General features: G+C 70.3%; 15 protein-coding genes and 1 pseudogene. 9 read left to right on the top strand and 7 right to left on the bottom strand.

Features of this window, described 5'->3' with window-relative positions:
* The first annotated feature begins 93 nt into the window (after positions 1–93).
* The 3 genes from ABZ855_RS26645 (at position 94) to ABZ855_RS26635 (ending at position 2,914) form a co-directional block, all read left to right on the top strand.
* Positions 94–1,569: an ornithine decarboxylase gene (locus tag ABZ855_RS26645; RefSeq protein WP_360810930.1), complete on the top strand. Its 1,476-nt coding sequence runs from the start codon at positions 94–96 to the stop codon at positions 1,567–1,569.
* A gap of 95 nt (positions 1,570–1,664) precedes the next feature.
* The gene (locus ABZ855_RS26640) at positions 1,665–2,081 is read left to right on the top strand and encodes a hypothetical protein (RefSeq protein WP_360810928.1); all 417 of its coding nucleotides are present in this window, start codon (positions 1,665–1,667) and stop codon (positions 2,079–2,081) included.
* Between the two features lie 113 nt (positions 2,082–2,194).
* Positions 2,195–2,914, top strand: a complete 720-nt coding sequence (locus tag ABZ855_RS26635; protein ID WP_360810926.1) for a DUF6766 family protein — start codon at positions 2,195–2,197, stop codon at positions 2,912–2,914.
* Positions 2,915–3,151: 237 nt separating this feature from the next.
* On the opposite strand, the pseudogene ABZ855_RS26630 reads toward ABZ855_RS26635, so the two are convergent.
* Positions 3,152–3,610 (bottom strand): annotated as a pseudogene (locus tag ABZ855_RS26630) (SRPBCC family protein); the annotation flags it as partial.
* A gap of 181 nt (positions 3,611–3,791) precedes the next feature.
* Between ABZ855_RS26630 and ABZ855_RS26625 the strand changes: the two are divergent.
* The gene (locus tag ABZ855_RS26625; RefSeq protein ID WP_360810924.1) at positions 3,792–5,396 is read left to right on the top strand and encodes an FAD-dependent oxidoreductase; all 1,605 of its coding nucleotides are present in this window, start codon (positions 3,792–3,794) and stop codon (positions 5,394–5,396) included.
* Positions 5,397–5,460: 64 nt separating this feature from the next.
* Positions 5,461–5,808: a hypothetical protein gene (locus ABZ855_RS26620; RefSeq protein WP_360810922.1), complete on the top strand. Its 348-nt coding sequence runs from the start codon at positions 5,461–5,463 to the stop codon at positions 5,806–5,808.
* Positions 5,809–5,865: 57 nt separating this feature from the next.
* Here the strand turns inward: ABZ855_RS26620 and ABZ855_RS26615 are convergent, their stop codons facing one another.
* Positions 5,866–6,669: an SGNH/GDSL hydrolase family protein gene (locus tag ABZ855_RS26615; protein WP_360810920.1), complete on the bottom strand. Its 804-nt coding sequence runs from the start codon at positions 6,667–6,669 to the stop codon at positions 5,866–5,868.
* A gap of 397 nt (positions 6,670–7,066) precedes the next feature.
* On the opposite strand from ABZ855_RS26615, the gene ABZ855_RS26610 reads away from it, so the two are divergent.
* Positions 7,067–7,945: a DUF4394 domain-containing protein gene (locus ABZ855_RS26610; RefSeq protein WP_360810918.1), complete on the top strand. Its 879-nt coding sequence runs from the start codon at positions 7,067–7,069 to the stop codon at positions 7,943–7,945.
* Positions 7,946–8,388: 443 nt separating this feature from the next.
* Here ABZ855_RS26610 and ABZ855_RS26605 read toward each other — a convergent pair whose 3' ends face one another.
* The 5 genes from ABZ855_RS26605 to ABZ855_RS26585 form a co-directional block, all read right to left on the bottom strand.
* Positions 8,389–8,799: a DUF5955 family protein gene (locus tag ABZ855_RS26605; protein WP_360810916.1), complete on the bottom strand. Its 411-nt coding sequence runs from the start codon at positions 8,797–8,799 to the stop codon at positions 8,389–8,391.
* 22 nt (positions 8,800–8,821) lie between these two features.
* The gene (locus ABZ855_RS26600; protein ID WP_360810914.1) at positions 8,822–11,146 is read right to left on the bottom strand and encodes a hypothetical protein; all 2,325 of its coding nucleotides are present in this window, start codon (positions 11,144–11,146) and stop codon (positions 8,822–8,824) included.
* A gap of 305 nt (positions 11,147–11,451) precedes the next feature.
* The gene (locus ABZ855_RS26595) at positions 11,452–14,895 is read right to left on the bottom strand and encodes a S8 family serine peptidase (protein WP_360810912.1); all 3,444 of its coding nucleotides are present in this window, start codon (positions 14,893–14,895) and stop codon (positions 11,452–11,454) included.
* Between the two features lie 449 nt (positions 14,896–15,344).
* Complete coding sequence (locus ABZ855_RS26590) at positions 15,345–16,304, bottom strand: ricin-type beta-trefoil lectin domain protein (RefSeq protein WP_360810910.1); 960 nt, start codon at positions 16,302–16,304, stop codon at positions 15,345–15,347.
* Positions 16,305–16,464: 160 nt separating this feature from the next.
* Positions 16,465–17,790 (bottom strand): MFS transporter, encoded by a 1,326-nt coding sequence (locus ABZ855_RS26585; RefSeq protein ID WP_360810908.1) that lies wholly within the window; start codon positions 17,788–17,790, stop codon positions 16,465–16,467.
* A 409-nt stretch (positions 17,791–18,199) separates the two neighbouring features.
* Here ABZ855_RS26585 and ABZ855_RS26580 point away from each other — a divergent pair, with 409 nt between their 5' ends.
* Genes ABZ855_RS26580 through ABZ855_RS26570 form a run of 3 tightly spaced genes read left to right on the top strand, consistent with a single transcriptional unit; the run spans position 18,200 to position 21,687 of the window.
* On the top strand, positions 18,200–19,048 hold the full coding sequence (locus ABZ855_RS26580; protein WP_360810906.1) for a 2-amino-3,7-dideoxy-D-threo-hept-6-ulosonate synthase: 849 nt from the start codon (positions 18,200–18,202) through the stop codon (positions 19,046–19,048).
* Complete coding sequence (locus ABZ855_RS26575) at positions 19,045–20,283, top strand: 3-dehydroquinate synthase II family protein (protein WP_360810904.1); 1,239 nt, start codon at positions 19,045–19,047, stop codon at positions 20,281–20,283. Before ABZ855_RS26580 ends, ABZ855_RS26575 begins: the two co-directional genes overlap by 4 nt.
* Positions 20,284–20,289: 6 nt before the next feature.
* A complete protein-coding gene (locus ABZ855_RS26570; RefSeq protein ID WP_360810902.1) occupies positions 20,290–21,687 on the top strand; it encodes a fatty acid--CoA ligase family protein in 1,398 nt (465 codons plus the stop codon).
* The last annotated feature ends 77 nt before the right edge of the window (positions 21,688–21,764 follow it).

Below are 21,764 nucleotides of genomic sequence, written 5' to 3'. Positions count from 1 at the left end.
GGCTCAGGCTGAAGTGCGGTCGGGGTTCCGGATGTCGGGGTGTTCGGGGTGTTCGGGCCGCATGGCCGTCGGTCTCCGGGGAACCCGGGCGCCATGGGTGTGAACCACAGTGAGGCTCCGGTCCTCGACGCGCTTGCCCGGTACCGTGCCGCCGACGAACTGGGGTTCACTCCGCCGGGGCACAAACAGGCGCGCGGGGCCGATCCGCGGGCCCGTGCCGTGCTCGGGGACGCCGTGTTCTTCGGTGACGTCCTGGCCAACGGCGGCCTGGACGACCATCTCGCCCGGGGCGGGGTCCTGGCGCGGGCCGAGGAGCTCATGGCCGACGCCGTGCACGCGGACCGTACGTTCTTCTCGACGTGCGGCAGCTCCCTCTCCGCCAAGGCCGCCATGCTGGCGGTGACCCGGCCGCACCACCGGCTCCTCGTCGGGCGCGACGCGCACAAGTCGGTGGTCGCCGGGCTCATCCTGTCCGGCGTCGAACCGGTGTGGGTGGAGCCCCAGTGGGACGCCACCCGGCACCTCGCCCATCCCCCGTCGGCCGACGCCTACGAACAGGCGTTCATCGAACATCCCGACGCCGACGGAGCCCTGGTCACCAGCCCGACCCCGTACGGAGCCGCCGCCGACCTCGAGGGCATCGCCGACGCCTGTCACCGTCGCGGCAAGCCCCTCATCGTCGACGAGGCCTGGGGAGCGCACCTCCCCTTCCACGACGACCTGCCCTCCTGGGCCATGGACGCGGGCGCGGACATCTGCGTCACCAGCATCCACAAGATGGGCAGCGGCCTGGAACAGGGCTCGGTCTTCCACCTCCAGGGCGACCTCATCGACCCCGCCGAACTGGCCTCACGCGCCGACCTCCTCGGCACGACCAGCCCCAACGTCCTCCTCTACGCCGGCATCGACGCCTGGCGCCGCCAGATGGTCCAGCAGGGCCATCAACTCATCGGCGATGCACTGGAGTTGGCCGCTCGTACCCGTCAGGCGATCGAGGCGATCGACGGCTTCCACGTCAACGACGCGGCGGACTTCTGCGGCCCCGGCCTCGCCGCCGACTTCGACCCGCTCCCCGTCGTCATGGACATCGCCGAACTCGGCACCAGCGGCTACCGGGCCGCCGACTGGCTGCGCGAGCACCACCACATCGACGCCCACCTGTTCGACCACCGGCGGATCAGCGCGCAGCTCACCCACGCCGACGACGACCACACCACCGAGCGCCTCCTCACCGCCCTGCGCGACCTCGCCGACCACGCCCCCGCCCTGCGGGACGTCCCCCAGGTGGCCCTCCCGTCCCCGGCCGAGCTGCGGATGGAGCAGGCCTGCCTGCCCCGCGACGCCTATTTCGCCCCGCACGCCAAGGTCTCCGCCGCCGATGCGGCCGGCCGGATCGCCGCCGAGATGATCACCCCGTACCCGCCCGGCATCCCCGTCGTCCTGCCCGGCGAACGCCTGACCGAACCGGTACTGAAGTACCTGACCACAGGGGTGGAGGCCGGCATGTATCTGCCGGACGCCGCCGACGGGCAACTGAGCACCGTACGGGTCGTCGCGGAGGACGCGTGAGATGGCCGCCCGGATCGGCCGGGCGGGGGAAGGCCGGGGCGCGGTAGCCGTTCGTACGGGGTTCGCCGCGGTCTACTGCCGTGGGAGGTGGGTGGATGACCCGGAGTGCGTACGCGGCGACGGTGACCGTTTCCGTCCTGCTCGCCGTCGGCACCCTCGGCGGGTGCGGCACGGTGGCGGAGCGGCGGGACGACGTACGCGACACGGCCGCCGTGTTCGAAAAGGCGCTCTCTGATAAGGCGTACGACCGTGTGTGCGCCGTTCTCGCGCCCCCGACCGTGGACGAGCTCGAGCAGTCGTCCGGCAGCCCGTGCCCGAAGGCGGTGAGTGAGGAGTCGCTGAAGCCGGGCGGGGGCGTGCGCCGGACCGACGTCTACGGCAACCAGGCGCGGGCGGTGCTCTCCACGGACACCCTGTTCCTGTCCCATTTCACCTCCGGCTGGAAGGTCGTCGCCGCGGGCTGCGAACCGCGGCCGGAGGAGCCGTACCAGTGCCGGATCAAGGGTGGGTGAGCTGTGAACCGCCCGCTGAGAGGGGTGAGTGGTGTGCGGGTCATGTTCATCGTCGTCGTCGGCGTCATCGCGGTCGGTCTCGCCTATTCGGCGACCCTGGGGCTGATGCACCGATGAGCGCCGCCGAGCGCTCGCGGGGTCCGCAGGGCTCGCGGGGTCTGCGCGGCTTTGTGCGGGACAACGCGCTGGGGCTGTTCTTCCTGATCGCGTTCCTGCTGTCGCTCGCGGGTCAGGCGATCGCCGGGCACGCCGATTTCAACAACCAGCTCGCCGCCGACCAGCTCCAGCAGATCTCCCTGGGCGAGTACGTGACGACGTCCGACTTCGCGGTCGACGTGTCGGAGAACTGGCAGTCGGAGTACCTGCAGTTCTTCCTCTATGTCGGGGTGACCGTCTGGCTGCTGCAGCGCGGTTCCCCGGAGTCCAAGGAGATGCACAAGGCCGGCACCGAGTCCGACCAGGACCAGCTGGTCGGCGCGCACGCCAAGGAGGACTCGCCGAAGTGGGCCAGGGCGGGCGGCTGGCGGCGCGCCGTCTACTCGCACTCCCTGCTGCTGGTCATGGGGACGGTCTTCCTGCTGTCCTGGCTGGTCCAGTCGATCACGGGCACCGCCGCCTACAACGAACAGCGGCTACGACAGCTCCAGGCCCCGCTGAGCTGGGCCGACTATCTGGGCGCCGCGGACTTCTGGAACCGCACGCTGCAGAACTGGCAGTCCGAACTGCTGGCCGTCGCCTCGATGGCGGTTCTCTCGATCTATCTGCGCCAACGAGGTTCCCCCGAGTCCAAGCCGGTGGGCGCCGCGCACGGCGCCACCGGCGTGGAGGGGTGAGGACCCGACGGCCGGCCGGTCAATCGGTCAGCCGGCCAATCGGCCAATCGGTCAGCCGGTCAGCCGGTCAGCCGGTCAGAGGAGCGGGCCGGAGGTGCCGGGCGCTCCGGGCCCCGGGTGACCGGGGGTGCCGGGCATCGAGCCGGGGCTGCCGGGCATGCCACCACCGGGGCTACCGCTGGTGCCGCCCGTGCCACCCATACCGCCCATGCCGCCGCCCGTGCCGGTCGCACCCTGCTCGCCGGGCTGGATGCGGCCACGCCAGGCGCCCGTCTCGCCGCCGTGCTCCTCGATGAAGTCCTTGAAGCGGTGCAGGTCTCCCTTGACCCGGCGGTCGATCATGCCGAGCGCGTCCGCGCCCTTCTCGGCCATGCCGCTGGGCTCGACCTCCATCGTCAGCTCCACGCGCGTGTGCGTGTCGTCGAGACGCTCGAACCGCACGGAACCGCGCTGCTCGGTGTCCCCGCCGACGGACCGCCAGGTGATCCGGTCGTCCGCCAGCTGGTCGATGATCTCGGTGTCGAACTCGCGCTTCACCCCACCGATCTTGGTGGTCCAGTGGTTGTGCCGCTCGTCCAGCTGCCGCACCTCCTCGACGCCCTCCATGAACTTCGGGAACTCCTCGAACTGAGTCCACTGGTTGTAGGCGGTGTGGAGAGGAACCTGCACCTCCACCGCTTCCTTCACCGTGCTCATGCTTTCCTCCTCGTTTGAGGCATTGGACATCGTGCGCGGTATTCGCGGTATTCGCGCTCTTCCGCACGACCTCGGGTACCCAGACCGACGCGTTGAAGACCTCCACGAAGACCCCGATGTGCCCGGCGATGCGATCCCGATGTCGGCGCGTATCGCACGGCCCCCTGGGCACTCGGCCGACATGAACCCCGAAACCGGAATCCAGGGCTCCTACTGGCTGGAGAGCGCGCCGGGGGCCGCCCCCGCTCCCCCGCCCGCCGGTGACCTCACCGTCGACGTCGCCGTGATCGGCGGGGGCATCGCCGGGCTCAGTACCGCCTGGGAGCTGGTCCGGCAGGGCCGCGAGGTGGCGGTGCTCGAGGCCGACCGGGTCGCCGCGGGCGTCACCGGCCGTACGACAGCCAAGCTGACCGCCCAGCACACCCTGATCTACGACCACCTGCGCCGCACGCGCGGCCCCGAGGGCGCCCACCTGTACGCCCGCTCGCAGTCCGAGGCGATCCGGCACGCCGCCGGGATCGTCGACGAACTCGGCATCGACTGCGACTGGGAGGAGGCGGCGGCCTACACCTACGCCGAGGACCCGGAACGGGTCGGCGAACTGCGCGCGGAGGCGGAAGCGGCACGTGAGGCGGGCCTGCCCGCAGAGTTCGTGACCGAGGCGGAGGCCAAAGCGGGGGCCAGTGCGGGGGCCAGTGCGGGGGCCGACCTGCCCTTCGCGTTCGCCGGCGCGGTCCGGGTGGCCGGCCAGGCCCAGTTCCACCCCCGCAAGTACCTGCTGGCGCTCACCGACGATCTGCGCCGACGCGGCGGCACGGTCTACGAGGGGACACGCGTCGTCGGCCTCACCGAGGGCGAACCCTGTGTGCTGCGCACCGACGCCGGGGTCTCGGTCCGCGCGAACGAGGTCGTCATCGCCACGCACTACCCCATCTTCGACCGGGCCCTCCTCTTCACCCGCCTCAGCCCGCGCCGCGAACTCGTCGTCGCCGCGACGATCGACGAGGACCGCGCCCCGCGCGACATGTACATCACGCCGGAACAGAACACACGCTCGATGCGCAGCGCCCCGTACGGCGACGGAAAGCGCCTGCTGATCGTCACCGGGGAACACTTCACCCCGGGCACCGCCGACGTCGAGGAGCGGTTCGCCCGGCTGTCCGCCTGGGCCGAGGAGCGCTTCCCCGGCCTCACCTTCACCCATCGCTGGGCCACCCAGGACAACGACTCCACCGACTCCGTACCGCTGGTCGGCCCGCTCCACCACGGCAGCCGGCACACCTACGTGGCCACCGGGTTCGGCGGCTGGGGCCTGAGCGGCGGCATCATGGCCGGCCGGCTGCTCAGCGACCAGGTCAACGGCCTGTCGACCGACTGGAGCGGCCTGTACGACCCGCGCCGGCTGGCGCCCGTCGTACGCGAGGGCATGTCGTTCCTGAAGAACCAGGCCAAGGTGGCCCGGCACTTCGTCGGCGACCGGCTGCCGACCATGACCGCCCCGGCGGTGGGCGACATCCCGCCGGGTCACGGCGCGGTGCTGCGCCTGGGCGGACACCAGTGTGCCGTGCACCGCGACGAGAGCGGCTCCCTCCAGGCCGTCTCGGCCCGCTGCACCCACCTCGGCTGCATCGTCGCCTTCAACAACGCGGAGCAGGCCTGGGAGTGCCCCTGCCACGGCTCCCGCTTCGCCCCGGACGGCCGGATCCTCCAGGGGCCGGCGGTACGCCCCCTGGAGAAGCGCGACATTCCGCGGACGCCCGACGCGGGCGCCGACCCGCACGGCTGACAGACCCGCACGGCCGACCGCCCCGACCTGCGGCGGAAGCCCCGCTGCCTCCTATACTCCCGGCGTGTTCGACGAATTGAACGAATCGAAGTTCTTCCACGTCTCGTCCGTGCTCAACCGGCGGTCGATCGCACGGCATGGCCTGGACTGGACCCGGATGGGCGCCGCCCGGGGAATCGCCGGGAGCCGCGCCCCCGAGGTGGAAGGGATCTTCGTCTGCACCGACGAGTCAGCGGGTTTCTTCCTGCAGATCAACAACACGGGCGGGCCGGCCGACCTCTGGGCCGTGGACGGCGTCGACGAGGAACTGCTCCTCGACAACGGCCACGGCTACTTCTACCTGCCCGCCCGTATACCGGCCGCACAGGTCCGCCTGGTGCGACCGGACATTCCTCCGCAGCGCGGTTTCTGACTCAGTGGTCGGGACTCAGTAGTCGGGACTCAGCAGTCGGGACTCAGTAATCCGGGCTCACGAGTCCAGGACGTTGTTGAGCGCGGCCGCGTAGTTGAAGTAGCCCGCCAGGTTGGGGTGGAAGACCGAGGTCAGGTCGGTCAGGTCGACGCCGTTGATCCACGGGTCGGAGCCGCACGCCTCGTGGCCCTTGAAGGTCGCCCGCATGTCGACGAAGGTGACGGGCTCCTTGACCGACGCGGCCCTGGTGCCCTCGGCCAGCGCGTCGGCCAGCTTGTTCATGGAGGTGCGCTTGGCGGAGCTGAGGTCGATGGCGCCGCAGGAGCCGGTCGCGGCGACGGTCTGCGGGTAGCCGAGGACCACGATCTCGGCCTGGGGCGCCCGGGTCTTGATGTCCTTGTAGAGACCCGCGAGCTCGGTCACCAGCTGGTTCTGGGCGTAGTACGACATCCACTGCGTGGCCGTGCCGCAGTAGCTGTCGCTCTGGGTGAGGCACGCCTCGACGACCGACGCGAACTGGGCGTCGTTGCCGCCCACGGTGAGGGTGACCAGGTCGGTGCCGCTACTCAGGGCGGACAGCTGGTTGGCGCGGACGTCCGCGATGGTCGCGCCGCTGCAGGAGACGTCCTTCAGCGTGTAGTCCGCGTGCGCGGCCGCCGACAGGGCCGGGTAGTTGAGCTGGCTGCGCTTGCAGTCGCCGCTCGCGGTGTCGTAGTAGCCGGCGCCGACCCCGGAGGAGTACGAGTCGCCCAGGGCGACGTATTCCTTTTCTCCCGCCGCCTGGGCGGTGGCGCCCAGTCCCGCTTCCATACCGACGAATGCCATCAGGGCTGCCACAGCAGCCGACGTGAATCTGCGCATGGTGTGTTTCCGGGTTCCTTCTGGATCGTCGAGCCCGAATCGGCTCGTGGTGCGTAATGCGTGGGGAGGAGGATCGTACGGCGGGTCACCAGTCGGGCAATTCGGGTCCGGTCGACTCCAAGTGGGCGATATGGAGCCGGAGTTGACGGACAGGTGCTCCAGGTCTGCCCTCGTTCCTGCACCGCCGGTCAGAGGCCCGCGGGCGAGCGGCATGTCACTTCGGGTGAATCGGCGAAGGGGTGTGGGCTGCGCGTTTGTCATGGTGCGCAAAATTCCCGCCGCGGAACGTTCTTCTCACCCGGTTCTCTTGTGAGGGCGCAGCTGCCCGGACTTAATAAAAGGGACCGCTTCGGACAGGAATTGACCAATTAAACGGGAGGCAACAATGCTGAAGGCGATGAAATCCGGGACCCGGAAGAGAATCGCGGCCGCGGTCGCCGTCGTGTCCGCTGCGACCGCGCTCATCGTGACCTCGCCCGGCTCCGGCACGGCCGCCGTCACCGCGACCCCCACGCTGCAGGCGTTCGGGATCACCGCCGACGGCACGACCATGGCCAGCTTCACCACCGACAAGCCGAACACCCTCAACTGGGTCAAGGACGTCACCGGACTCAGCGGCGACACCAAGCTGGTCGGGATCGACCACCGCGTGCAGAACGGCCTCATGTACGGGCTCGGCGAGAAGGGCGGCGTCTACACGATCACCACCCCGCCGACCACCCCCGACGTGGTCGTCACCAAGGTCTCCCAGCTCAAGGTCGCGCTCTACGGCACGTCCTTCGACATCGACTTCAACCCGGCGGCCGACCGGCTGCGGGTGATCAGCAACAACGGCCAGAACCTGCGGCACAACCTGAACGACGGCACCACGGTCGCCGACAGCAACCTGAACATCCCGCCGGCGACCACGGCCGCCGTCGGCGTGACCGGCGCCGCGTACACCAACAACGACCTGGTCGGCTCCACCGGCACCACGCTCACCAACGTGGATACCTACAACGACCAGATCACCATCCAGTCGCCCCCGAACGCCGGCAACCTCGTCGCGACCGGTCTGCTCGGCTTCGACGCGAACCTCGAGGCCGGCTACGACATCTTCAGCGCCACCACCAACGGCAAGACGACCTCCAACCTCGCCTTCGCCACCCTCACGCCGTACAACGGCAAGGCGTCCTTCTACAGCATCGACATCCTCACCGGCTCGCCGACACTCATCGGCACATTCCCGAACTTGGTCCCCATCACGGACTTCACCATCACCATCAGCGGCAGCTGACACCCCGCACCAACTCCTCGCCGCGGCCCGGCTGTTCTCGGCCCGCGGCGAGCACGGCGTTCGGGCCGGGCTGCGCCAGGCGGACACCTGGCGGGCGCGCTGGTCGACAGCGAGTACGGCGGTCAGGCGCCCCCGGGCCGCCCACCCCTCACGCCATGCCCCCATCGGGCTGCCCAGGGCAGACGCCTCACCCCCACCACCCGTCCCCGCCCGCCACGGGCCCACGCCAGCCGTGGCGGGCGCGCTGGTCGACAGCGAGCACGGCGTCCAGGCGGCCCCCGGGCCGCCCGCCCACCTCACCGCCATGCCGCCATCGTGCTGCGCAGGACAGACACCTCACCCCCACCACCCGTCCCCGCCCGCCACGGGCCCACGGCGGCCGTGGCGGGCGCGCTGGTCGACGGCGAGTACGGCGTTCAGGCGGCCCCCGGGCCGCCCACCCCTCACGCCCCCAGTGCCCCCCGTACCGTCTGTGCCAGTTCGCCCACCGCGACCGCCAGTGGGGTCACCGGCTGGACGAACTCCGTCAGGCGGGTCAGGGCTCGGCGCAGGACCGTCGGTTGGGGTTCCTCCTCGTCGAGTTCCTCTCGCAGGCGCCGGAGTTCACGGGTCGTCGCCTCCGGGTCGGACAGCGACTCGCGGTGTTCGGAGAGCAACCGCTCGACCAGGGCGAGGAGTTCGGCCGTACGGGCCGCTGTCTGTTCGGGGTCCTGGGGCTGGAAGGCGACCGTGCCGGAGAACGCCTGGGCCCTCTCGCCGATCGCCTGGTTGCCCACGTACTGGGTGCCGCCGTTGATCACCAGGCCGTTGTTGACCGGCGGATGGGGACGGTCGGCCTCGCTGCTGCCGCTCATCGCGGAACGCCTCCTTCTGACGCTACTTCTGGGCACCGGCGGCGGCCGGACCGCTCTGCCGCGCGACGTTCTGGGTGGCGCTGGCCCCCGCGCCGATCGCCTGGTTGCCGATGATGCTGGTCCCGCCCTGCTGGATGACACCCTGGTTGAGGATGGTCTGCTGCTGGGCGCGGAAGTCGGTGGTGTCGTAGCCGCGTGCGTCGAGGAACTCCCGTATCGCGGCGAGCGTGTGGCGTTGCACGGCCGAGGTGACCCGGTCGGCGTCCACCACCTGGAAGTAGTTCTGGTAGACGGGGCTCGTCGCGATCTCCCGCATGCTCATCCGGGCGCCGTAGTCGAACACGGGATCCTGTTGCATGGCGGTCAGTTCGTCCGCCATGCGTCGGGTGCGCCGCGCCTCGAAGCGGCCCTGGCGCAGTGCGCGGGAGGGCGCGGCGAAGAACGCCGGGCCGGTGCGGTCCAGGCCGTCAGCCAGCAGTCCGCGCTGGCGTTCCGGGGTGAGCGGGTCCCGCAGCCGGTCCACGACGTGGTAGAGGGCGCCCACCGGGCCGAGCACATGGTTGCCGCAGTGCAGGTGCAGGGTTCTGCCCTCGGTCGAGAAGTGCAGGAACACGCTGGGCACCACGTCGTCGCCCCACAACGGCACATGGACGGCCAGATGGTGGCGTACCGCGCCCGTCGGCCGCAGCATGATCTTCTCGACCGTCTCGGCCGACAGCCGCATGGCCGGTGTCAGGCCGGCGGTCGTCATGAACCGGGGGTCGTCGCCGATGGTCGTACCGTCGACGAACACCCGGTCCTCGATGGTGAGGGACCCGAGGGGCCCGAGGGACCCGAGGGACTCGGCGGACGCCGAACGTGCCGGGGACGCGGGGGACTTGGGGGAATTCGGGGACTTCGGGGTGTCGTCCACTGTTCCGGCGCCGTCGCGCGCTGCGACCGTACGCAGGTGTTCCCGTACGTGGGCGACGAGTTCGACGACGTCGAAGGGGGCCGGTCCGCCGGTGCGCGCGCTCTTCTCGACGCGGTCGTCCGAGGGCAGCAGCGGTACGGCGATCGACCAGTTGGAGGCGGCCGTTGAGTAGCCGACGAACGGTCTGTAGCCGCTGTAGACGGTGACGTTGCCGTCCCGGGCCTCCTTGACGACCGCCATCCGGTTGACGATCCACTGCTTCAGGGGCAGCGCCGGCAGCCGGCGCCGGGCGAACGCGGCGCGGGTCATCGTGGTGCGCAGCAGCTGGTCGACGGCGAGTTCGTGCCGTACGACCGTCACGTACGCGAACGCCACCGCGCCGACGGACGCGAGGACGGCCGGGATTCCGCCCAGGTAGGCGCCGAGCAGCCAGCTGATGAACCCGGGGGCGGGCAGGGACGCGATGGTGGAGGCGAGGGGGAAGGAGAAGGGCACGACGACCGCGGCGGTGACGACCGTACTCACCAACGCCCTATTGCCGGGCTGGCGTTGGCCCCGGGTGGCGAGGCTCTCCCGGGAGCGTCCGAGGCTCGAGGTGAACGCCAGGAACATCGCGCAGAACAGCAGCCACAGGGGCGCGACCACTCCGACGACCGCGAACGCCCCCGCGAGCCGCAGGTCGCGGTGGCGACGGATTTCCTGTGCGGCCAGGCAGTGGTGGGCCACCGCCACCAGGTCGACGCCGGGCGAGGGCGCCACGGCGCTGACCTCGTCGGCGAGCACGTGCTCCACCACGCGGTCCGCGAACTCCTCGTCGACGTAGGCCGCGGCGCACAGATACCGGGTGACATCACCCGGCACGCTCCCGACCGGCATGTTCGCCCGCAGGGTCGTCGTCATGGCGGCATCTCCCTTTCTCGGACGGAACAGTGTCTTGGTGGCACCGGCCGGCCCGGTGGTGCGCACGCGCGGCAGGCCGACGGTCAGGAGCGCGAGAAGGACGCCGCTCATCAGGCCGAAGGAGAGGGCGGAGTGCAGGAGTTCGTAGCGCAGACCGGCGGTCGACAGGCTCAGCCCGTCGACGAAGCTGTCCAGCATCCACCAGCGCACCAGGGAGACGACCACCGACACCAGCACCCCGGCGAGGAGGCTGCGGCCCCAGCCGGACACCCCCCGGGCCCCCGACCCCGACCGCGACCGCGACCGCGACCGCGACCGCGACCACGAAAGCACCCGCGCGAGCCCGACGAGCAGCAGGACGACGCTGATGTTCTGGATGACCAGCATGTTCGAGCCGGCGTAGTCGATGTACGTGTCGGTGGAGAAGTCCCACCTCGGGACGAACAGGCCCTCGGCCAGCCAGCGCGTGGTCTCGCTCTCGAGGTTGGCCATGTAGAGGTCGTGCACGCGGTCCTGGCCCCAGGGACTGCCCACGACGAGAAGGATCAGACACAGCAGTGCGATGCGAGTGCCCGAGGACGATCTGCCCCCGGACGCACTCCGTCGAGACATGAACACGTGGCGTTCCCCCCCGTCGCCGGCCCCCGCGACCCGTGGCCGCACCTTATGGCTATCCCCTCTCGAAAGGGAGCGGAACCCGTGAACCGGCTTACCTCATACGGCAGTTGCGCAACAACGAAGAGTCCCGTCCGGACGGTGGTGAACCGTCACGAACGGGACTCGACGTACGGGACATACGGGACGAACAGGACGTACGGCCCGAAGGACTACTTGGCGGGCTACTTCGTGGTGAGGTAGGCGCGGTTGATCGTCTGGACCAGCGTGTTGCCCGCCCGGTCGGTCAGTTTCGCGCGCAGCGAGACGGAGCCGGCCGTGGCCGGGTGGGTCAGCGCCAGGTGCGTACCGCCGACGGCCTTGGCGTGCTGCCAGGTGGCGCCGTCGTCGTACGAGACCTCGAAGGCGAGCTTCGCGGGCCGCTGTCCGGCCGCCGCGCCCTCGACGGTGAACGGCACCGAGAACGGCCTGCCGGCCTTCGCCGTGCTGGACAGGGTCAGTTCGGGCGAGAAGCGGACCACCGACAGGGGCAGCCGGGTCGACTTCTCCTCGGGCGTGGTGGCCGAGCGGAAGGTCCACTCGGCACGCACGCGCGTGCTGACCGGATACCTCTCGGGGTCACGGGAGTTGTCGACCGTCAGCCGGTACGCGGTGTCCTCGGCCGGAACCGTGAACTCGGTGAGATCCACGCTCGCGGGGGTGTCGTAGTTGTCGGGGATCTCCTTGCCGTTCGCCTCCAGTTTGGTGCTCACCGCCGTGTAGTCGCTGATGCCCCAGTGCCCGGCGCCGTCGCCGAACAGCGGTACGAAGGCCCTGATGGTGTTGCCGTACCGCACGACTCCGGGGAGTGCCAGATCCGGTCCGGGGCTGTCCGCGGGCTGCGCGAACGGGCCGGAGACACCGACGTTGAACCGCTCGGTGTAGTGCTTTCCGGCCTTCCAGGTCTGCGGGAGCCGCATCAGGAAGTTGTCCCAGACCTTGTCCTCGCCCTCGCCCTGTACCTGCCAGGCGCGGAAGGACCACTTGACGCCGTTGCCGAGGACGTAGTCCGTGGTGCGCAGCGGCAGATCGCCGCGGATGTCGTGCTCGGTGAAGATCAGGTTGCCGTCGGGGGTGTGCGGCGCCACCTCGACCTGCATGCGCCTGCCGTCGACGGGCGCGCCCGCCTGGAGGTCGACCTTGGCGAGCTGACCGCGCTTGACGTCGGCGGCGAAACCGTCCAGCCGGCCCGGGCGGTTCCAGCCCAGGTGGTAGGTGACCGGGCGGCCCTGGGCGTCCTCGCGGGTCCAGTCCCCGGCGAACACGGTGTACGCCTGGCCGGCGGCCGGATCGGGTCCGAGCTGGCCGACCCGCGAGCCCGCAAAGGTCGGCAGGATGTACTGGATGATGGCGGGGCGCTGGTCCGCGCCCCGCTCCTGCCGGAAGACGAGCGTGGCCTCGGTGTTCTCGGCCGCAGCGTCGGGCACGGTGATGTCCACCGGCCGTGCCTGCCGGGCGTCGACGGTGACGGTGGTGTCCCTGTCGAGCGTCAGCTTCGGCTGCACCAGCATGGCGTGGGTGGGGGACTCGAAGGACGGGTGGATCACCCCGTCGAGGACGTAGTCGCCCTTGGGCAGCCGCACCGTGAGCTCGCCGTCCTCCTCGTCGGCGTAGCTGGCCCAGAAGTTGCCGTCGAAGCGCGAGACGGTGGTGGCGGCGTCGCCGACCGGCTCACCGTTCTCGTCGAGGTGCTTGAGCGTCAGGCTGTACGACTCCACCTCGCGCTCCACGCCCACGGCGGTACGCACCCGCACCTTGCCGTCGGCCGAGACCGCCTCCACCGAGCCCCCGAAGGAGCCGTCGACGGTACCGGCGCGGGTATCGACGGTGACCGAGGCGCTCGCCACGCCGCCCGCCGGGACGGTGACCCGCTGCGGAGACACGGCGAACATGCCCTCGGCGGCGGGCTTGCCGTCCACCGAGACCGCGTCGACCGACAGATCGAGGGTGACCGGCTGCGTACCGAGGTTGCGGTACGTCACCTGCTTGGTCGCCGGAGCGTCGTCGCCGTGCGGCCACTGCTGGACGCCGAAGTCGAGCGGCTGCTGCTCCGTGATGACGTTCTGCTCCAGCGCCCGGACCAGGTCGGTACGGCCGGTGCCCTGCTGGAAGGAGCTGTACGAGGCCGGCTTGGCGGAGCCCGTGAGGACCGCCTTGAGGCGCTCGCCGGTCCAGTCGGGATGCTGCTGGGCGAGGAGGGCGGCGGCGCCCGCGACATGCGGGGCCGCCATGGAGGTGCCGCTGATGGTGAGGTAGCCGGGGATGTCGGAGGGCACCCACTCCTCCAGCTTGCTGCCGGCGGCCGCGGCGGCCGTGATGTCGACGCCGGGCGCGGTCAGATCGGGCTTGACCCCGCCGTCGCCGACCCGGGGGCCGCGGCTGGAGTCGACGGAGAGAGCGTCCGTCTTGTCGACCGAACCGACGGTGAGCGCGGCATCCGCGCTGCCCGGCGAGCCGACGGTGCGCTCGCCGGCCTCGCCCTCGTTGCCCGCCGAGATGACGAAGAGGGTGTCCGACTCGGCGGAGAGCCGGTTGACCGTCTCCTCCAACGGGTCGATGCCGGGCATGTCCTGGCCGCCCAGGCTCAGGTTCGCGACATCGGCGCCCTGCGCGACCGCCCACTCCATGCCCGCGATGATCCCGGAGTCGTAGCCGCCCCCGTTGTCGTCGAGGACCTTGCCGTTGAGGATCTTCGCGCCGGGGGCGACGCCCTTGTACTTCCCGGCCGCCTTGGCTCCGGTACCGGCCGTGATGGACGCCACGTGGGTGCCGTGGCCGAACTTGTCGACGGCGCCGGACGCGGAACCGGTGAAGTCCTGCTCGGCGACCACCTGGGTGGCGAGATCGGGGTGGCCCTTGTCGACACCGGTGTCCAGTACGGCGATCTTGACGCCGGTGCCGTCGTAACCGGCGGCCCAGGCGGTGGGCGCGCCGATCTGCGGCACGCTTCTGTCGAGGCTCGCCTTGCGCCTGCCGTCGAGCCACAGTTTCTCGACGGCGGTGGAGGCGGTGAACTCCGTCGCCCCGTCGTTCGCCGGGTTCGCGGCGGTCAGGGCGTCCCAGAACGCGGCGCCGCGCTTCTTGGCGGAACGCACCGCCTTGCCGTTGACGACCGGCAGCGCCCGGCCGATCTTCGCCCCGGCCCCGGTGAGCGGGGCCATCGAGGGCGCCTTCTTCCCCCGGAAGGTGACGATCAGCGGTACGTCGCCCCGGTGGGAGTCGTCGTAGCCGTCGGCCGCCAACTGGGTCACGTCGAACAGCCGGGCGTCCAACCTGCCCTGCGCCAGCAGCAGTTCGGCGTCGCCGGGCACGACCTGGGTGTGTCCGGCGATCACCCGGACGGAGAACAGCACCTTCTCCCGGCCCTCGGCGCGGACCACGCCGGTGACCTTCCCGGCACCGTCCAGCATGACCTGGTCACCGGTGACCAGGGTGACCGTCTTGACTGTCTTGGCCGTGCCGAACGTCCCGGCCGCCTTGGCGGCGTCGGCGATCCTGACGCTGGTCGCTCCGGTCGCGCCGCTCGTGTCCTGGGCTGCTTCCGCGCCCGGCACTCCGGCCAGCAGAAGGGCCGTGGAGGCCACCCCGGCCGCCAGCGCCGCACGTTTCGGTCTCGTAAGTAACTCCACCTGAACTCCTGACACTTCGGCATCGGACGGGGCCGTCGCGTGTGCTTGCGACGGCTCGTGCCTGGAGACGAGCCGGAGTGGCGTCGGGTTGGAATCAGGAACCGGGTGGTTTCCGAGGGGAGGACCGGTGAACGACTCGGCCCGAAATCCCCTCCTCCACCATTCGGCCAGTACAGCGGCGGTTTCGGTCCGCGGATCCCGGCCGTTCGGCCGATGTGCCGATGGCCGTCGGGGCAGCAGATTGGTCTCACCGGTCCCGCGTGGCTGCGCGGGCGGCAGGGACTGAAGAGACGGAAGAGACGGAAGAGGAGGCGGCCATGACGAAGGCACTCGTGATCCGCGTTTCGCGGATCTGGTGCGGGGTCCGCCGGGCCGCCGTCGAATTCGCGTCGGCCGCCCGGCCTCCGTACACCTGGCTCAAAGCTGACTCATCGCCGGCTCACTCGGCGTCAGCCGCCGAATACCTGCACCCACGAACCGTCGGCGTAATTGGGGTCGATGTTCCCCGGGTCGTATCCCATACCGGTCTTGGTGTAACCGCAGTTGAGGATGTTCGCGCGATGAGGGGGGCTGTTCATCCACCCGTAGGTCGGGTTGTTGACCACGCCGTTCGGGTCGCCCGCGAAGCCCATCATGATGTTCTCGCCGACGCTTCCTCCGGTGAACCCGGCGTCCCTGGCCCGGTCGACGAAGGTCTTTCCGGTGGTCGAGGTGTGCGAGAAGTTGTGGGTCGACACCATCTCGGCCGCGTAGTTGTGCGCGGCCTTCTGCAGGCTCGGGTCGATCACCAGTGCCGCGCAGCCGTTGGCGGTCCGCTGCGCGTTGACGTTGTCGAACGCCTGCTTCTCCAGCGCGGTCAGCGCGCCCGTGTCCACCGGCGTGGGCGGTGTGGCCGGTGCGGCCGGGTCGATCCCGCTCCACCGCTGGTTGCCGCCGCCGTTGCAGGACCACAGCTGGATCGGGGTGCCGTTGGTGACACCCAGGTTGTCCGCGTCGAGGCAGAGACCGAGGGCGGCGTTCTTGACGGTGCCTCCGGAGACGACGTCCCACTTCTGGGTGGCGGCGCCCGTGCACTCCCGTATGACGACGGGGGTGCCGTTGGCGGCGCTGCTGTTCTCACTGTCCAGGCACCTGTTTCCGAAGACGCCCAGCGTCTTGGCGTCGGTGTCGTAGGACCACTGCTGGTTGCTGCCGCCATTGCAGTCCCACAGCGTGAGTTTGGTACCAGGTTCGACCTTTCCGCCGGGGACATCCAGGCATCGCCCGGAATCAGCACCCCGGAGGGCGGCGGTCGAGACGGCGGCCGATGCCGCCGGGGTGAATATCGCGGCCCCGGCGGCTATCAGCCCGAGAGACATCACTGCCAGCCCGCATCGCGCGGACCGGGATTTATAACGATGAGTAGCCATTCGGAAACTCCTTGCCTGAGAGCGACTCGGCGCGCACTTCCTGCCGACGTCGGGGTCAGGCTAGAGCACACGCCGAACAAACTCTCCCCGCATCCGAATTCACCGAAAGGAGGCCTTGTTCCCAGTAGTGCATTTTATTGTGCGTCGGCAATGTCCGGCATCAGACATCGAAATCATGATCACGGGTCTCGGGCAGAGCCAGCAGACACAGGAGGCTCAGCAGACAGAGGCCGCCGGTGTAGAAGCCGAGGACCAGTGGTGATTCCCAGTGACTGTTCAGCCAGGTGGCGACCGAAGGGGCGAACCCGCCGCCGAGGGTGTTGGCCAGGATGAACGCGGCCGAGGCGCCGGTGTAGCGCAGCCGGGCCGGGAACAGCTCCGGGAGGAAGGCCGCCACCGGGGAGAACATCAGCGCGAGGAGCATCAGGCCGACCGTGTAGGCGCCGGTGATCACCAGCCCGTCGCGTGAGCTGAGCGAGGCGTACATGGGCACCGCCCACACCACGCAGCCGGTGGCTCCGGCCAGCATCAGCGGGCGCCGGCCGATCCGGTCGGACAGCCGGGCGACCGGGACGGTGATGGCGATTCCGGCCGCGGCGCCGATGCTCGCGGCGGTCAGCATCGTGTTCCGGGGGATGCCGAGTTCCTGGGGGCCGTACGAGAGGCTGTAGACGATCGTCAGGTAGTAGACGGCGGAGCCGCCGAGCGCGGCGCCGGTGCCGAGCAGGAGCCGGCGGGGGTGCTCCCTGAGGATCGTGCCCAGCGGGAACCGGGGCGCCGACGACACCGCCTCCGGCGTGCGCGCCTTCGCGGTGAAGACCGGGGACTCGGAGACCGTCGTACGCACCCACAGGCCGACCGCGACGAGGACGGTGCTGAGCAGGAACGGGATGCGCCAGGCCCAGTCGGTGAAGGCCTCCATGCCCACGATGTTCATGGTGGGGAGGATGACCGCGGTGGAGAGCAGGAAGCCGAGCGAGGGGCCGGCCTGCGGGATCGACGCGTACAGCGCGCGGCGGCCGGGCGGCGCGTGCTCGGCGGCGAGGAGGACCGCCCCGCCCCACTCGCCGCCCATGCTGACGCCCTGGAGCAGCCGGAGTGTCACCAGCAGTACGGGGGCGAGAAGCCCGGCGGTCTCGTACGTGGGCAGCAGGCCGACGCCGACCGTGGCCACGCCCATCAGCAGCAGCGACACCACCAGGGCCCGTCTTCGGCCCAGCCGGTCGCCGATCGTGCCGAACAGGACGACGCCCAGCGGTCTGGAGAGGAAGGCGGCGGCGAAGGTGAGGAACGCGGCGAGGGTGGAGAGGGTCGGGTTCCCGGAGGGGAAGAAGGCCGGGCCGAGGACGAGCGCGGAGGCGGTCCCGTACACGGCGAAGTCGTAGTACTCGATCGTCGTGCCGACGAGGCTGGCGACGGCGACCTTCGGGGCCTCGGTCTTCGCCGTCCAGGGCAGTGACGCGTGCAATGTCGGTAATTCAGGCATGGGGGGGTCACTTCCGGTCCTGTGGGGGGCCTGTGGGAGGCCTGTGGGGGAAGGGAAGTCACCCTAATCATCGAAATTGAAATTCGACAAGAAGCCCACAGCAATGCGGGTGCAATGCAGGGGCAATGCAGGGGCAGATCGCCCCAACGCGCATAGAGTGCACGAACAGTACGCGCAGACGGAGTCAACCCCACGTAAGCTGTCAATCTGCTGTCAATATTCATTCCGTGCGCCGTATATTAATTTTCCTACCGCCGTACCTTGCCAAGCGGGGTGCGGCTCGGAAATGCTCATGAACGCTTCATTTGAAAGTTCTACAACCATCGTTTTTCGGACACGGAGAATCGCAACGGATGTCGCGATTCAGCTTTCTCAAATACGGCCCGCAGGCCGGGAAGGCTCATTACCCATGCTGAAAACCGGCAAGCAATTACGGCTGAGGCGACTTTCGCTCGCGGGTGACGACCGCCATCTGCTCGTCCCGCTGGACCACAGCGTCTCGGACGGCCCGATCGTCCCCGCCGACAAGTGGGACGACCTGCTGCGGGCGCTCGTGACCGGCGGGGCCGACGGGATCATCGTCCACAAGGGCCGCGCCCGCGCCTTCGCGCCGGACATCCTGAAGAGCTGCGCGCTGGTGGTGCACCTGAGCGCCAGCACCTCCTGCTCCGCCGACGTCCACGCGAAGGTGCTGGTCTCCGATGTCGAGGAGGCGCTGACGCTCGGCGCGGACGCGGTCAGCGTCCATGTGAACATCGGCTCCGACACGGAGGCCCAGCAGCTGGCCGACCTGGGGGCGGTGGCCCGCTCCTGCGACGCGTGGGGCATGCCCCTGATCGCGATGGTGTATCCGCGCGGCCCCCGGATCGAGGACCCGCGCGATCCCGCCCTTCTCGCGCATCTGGCCAACGTCGCCGCGGATCTGGGCGCGGACATGGTGAAGACCTCCGTGGCCCTGCCGGTCGACCGGATGGCCGAGGTGGTGGCGAACAGTCCCATTCCCGTCCTCGCGGCCGGCGGCCCACCGGACGGCTCCGACCTCGTCGAGTACGGCACCGCCGTGATGGCCAGCGGCTGCCGGGGCCTGGCCGTCGGACGCCGGATCTTCTCCTCCCCCACGCCCGCCGCGCTGGTGTCCCGGCTCTCGGCGGTCGTGCACGGCGAACACGGCGGACACGGCGGACACGGCGAGCACACCGACCTCTCGAATGACATGCGCATGGCTAATTACTCGACGATCGTGGCAGGAGTGGCATGAGGTTCGCATGGATCGACCTGCGTGAGGTTCCCCGTCCGCAGCTCCAGGCGGTGGTGGACGCGGCGATACACGCCCGGATGGCGGGAGTCGTGGCCGCCGACGCCGAGTTGCTCGGGACCCTGCCCCCGACGGTCACCCGGGTCCTCGCGGCGGGAGGGCCGGCCCCGGCACCGGCCGTGCGGAAACTCAGCGAGAAGGAGACCAGGGAAACCAGGGAGACCAAGGACGCGAGGGAGGCGAAGGAAGCGAAGGCTTCGGAGAAGGACGCCAAGTCGCCTTCCCCGACCGGGAGTTCAGCCGCCGACAGCCGATTCGACGTACTCCTGCGGAAGTTCGCCGTCCAGGACGACCTGGACGCCCTCGCCGCGGACCACCGCGCCGGCGGCACTCCCGTCTCCGGCTTCATCGACGTACGGGACGACCGCACCCTCCAGCTGTCGTGCGCGGGCGCCATGGTGCTGCCCTACACGGTCATCCACTTCGCCGACCCGACGAAGATCCCGCTGGAGATCGTGCTCGCCGCGGCCGAGTCCGCCGAGGGCAAGCTCGTGACGGTCGTCGACGGCCTCGAGGAGGCGGCCATCGTCTTCGACGTGCTGGAGCGCGGCTCGGACGGCATCCTCTTCACGCCCCGCAGCGCCGACGACGTGTTCGCCCTGGCCAGGCTGCTGGAGGCGACGACACCCCAGCTCGAGCTGTCCACCCTGACCGTGGAGAGCATCCGGCACGTCGGACTCGGCGACCGGGTCTGCGTGGACACCTGCTCCCACTTCGAGGAGGACGAGGGCATCCTCGTCGGCTCCTACTCCTCCGGGTTCGTGCTGTGCTGCAGCGAGACCCACCCCCTGCCGTACATGCCGACCCGCCCGTTCCGGGTCAACGCGGGCGCCCTGCACTCGTACACGCTCGGCCCCGACAACCGCACCAACTATCTCAGCGAGGTCGGTTCGGGCAGCGCGCTGCTCGCGGTCGGTGCCGACGGCCGCACCCGGCGGGTCGTCGTCGGACGGGCGAAGCTCGAGTCCCGGCCGCTCCTCGAGATCCGCACCCACGCCGAGGACGGCCGGCTGGTCAGCCTGACCGTGCAGGACGACTGGCACGTACGGGTGCTCGGCCCGGGCGGCAAGGTCCTCAACGTCACCGCGTTGCAGACCGGCGACGAGCTGCTCGGCTATCTGGCCGCCGACAAGCGCCATGTGGGCCTGCCCATCGGCGAGTTCTGCAAGGAGGTCTGAGGCCCGATGGACGACCTCGACGACCCCGGGCGGGATCTCGCCGCCCTGGTCCAGAAATCGTTCGACGCGCACGACGACCGACTGCCCTACCTGACACATCAACAGGAGACGCTGAGCCGAGGCGAGTTACAGGACCGGGTGACCAAACAGGCCGCCGTCTTCGCCGGATACGGCATCGGGCCCGGCAGCACCGTGGGGCTGCGCACTCCGCCCAGTTTCACGCAGCTCGAGGTGCTGCTCGCCCTGTGGCGGCTCGGCGCACAGGTGATGCTCTTCGACTTCCGGCTCAAACCGCCCGAGGTGGCGGCGCTGTGCGGGACCTGCCGGCCGCAGTTCATGGTCAGCGCCGGTTCCAACGTCCGGGCCACGTTCGGTTTCCGCTCCGAGTACGAGGTCGTCACCGAGCGGCAAGGAGGGGGGCAGGCGGCCGGCACCGGGCACCGCCTCGTCCAGTTCAGCTCCGGCTCCACCGGACGGCCGAAAGTCATCGGTCGGACCGCCCGCTCCCTCGCCGCCGAGGTGGACCGCTTCGCCGGGGTCCCGGGCATGCCGGTGACGGGCGACCGGCTGCTGCTGCTCAGTTCGACGGCGCACAGCTTCGGACTGATCGGCGGCCTGCTGCACTCCCTCGCCGCCGGCGTCTCCGTCGTCTTCGCGCCCCGCGTCTTCGCCCGCGACATCCTGCGGACCGCCCTCGAACACCGGATCACCGCCCTGTTCGGCGTACCGACGCACTTCGAACTGCTCGCCGCCGCCACCGATCCCCCCGCGCTGCCCGACCTGCGGATCGCGGTGTCGGGCGGCGAGATCATGCCGCCGCGGGTCGCGGCGGACTTCGCCCAGCGGTACGGCGTCGGGGTCGGGGAGGCGTACGGGACCACGGAGACCGGCATCGTCGCCATCGACGTCGGCGGCACCCTGCGCCCCTCGGTCGGCCGGGCGGCGCCGGGCGTGTCGATCCGCGTACGGCGCGGCGAACTGGACGTCGCCCTCGACGAGTCGCCCTACCTCTTCGACTCCGGCGGCGCCCAGTACACCGACGGCTGGCTCCACACCCGGGACCGGGCCGCGCTGGACGCGGGCGGCGCGGTCGTGGTGCGGGGGCGCGCCGACTCCCTCGTCGTGATCGGCGGCCTCAAGGTGGACCTCACCGAGGTGGAGAACGTGCTGCGCGAGCACCCGGCCGTCGAGCAGGCGGTCCTCGTCCACGAGGAGATGACCGAGGCGTACGTCGCGGTGCGCGCGGGCTCGGAACCGCCCTCCGCCGAGGACCTGTTGCGCTGGTGCAGGGAGCGCCTGGCCGACTACAAGGTGCCCCGGGTCGTACGGCTGCTGGATGCGCTGCCGCGCACGTCCAACGGGAAGTTGGTGCGGCAGGCAGCGCTGTTGCGCTCCGCCGGGTAGGGCGCGCCCGCGCGGCGGAGCCGCAAATGTCACAGCCCGCGCCCCTGTCGGGGCGCTTCACTCCACCCTCTCTGGAG

The sequence above is a fragment of the Streptomyces sp. NPDC047042 genome, assembly GCF_040644035.1.
Classification (GTDB): Bacteria; Actinomycetota; Actinomycetes; order Streptomycetales; family Streptomycetaceae; genus Streptomyces.
This window is presented reverse-complemented; position numbering and strand designations above follow the sequence as displayed.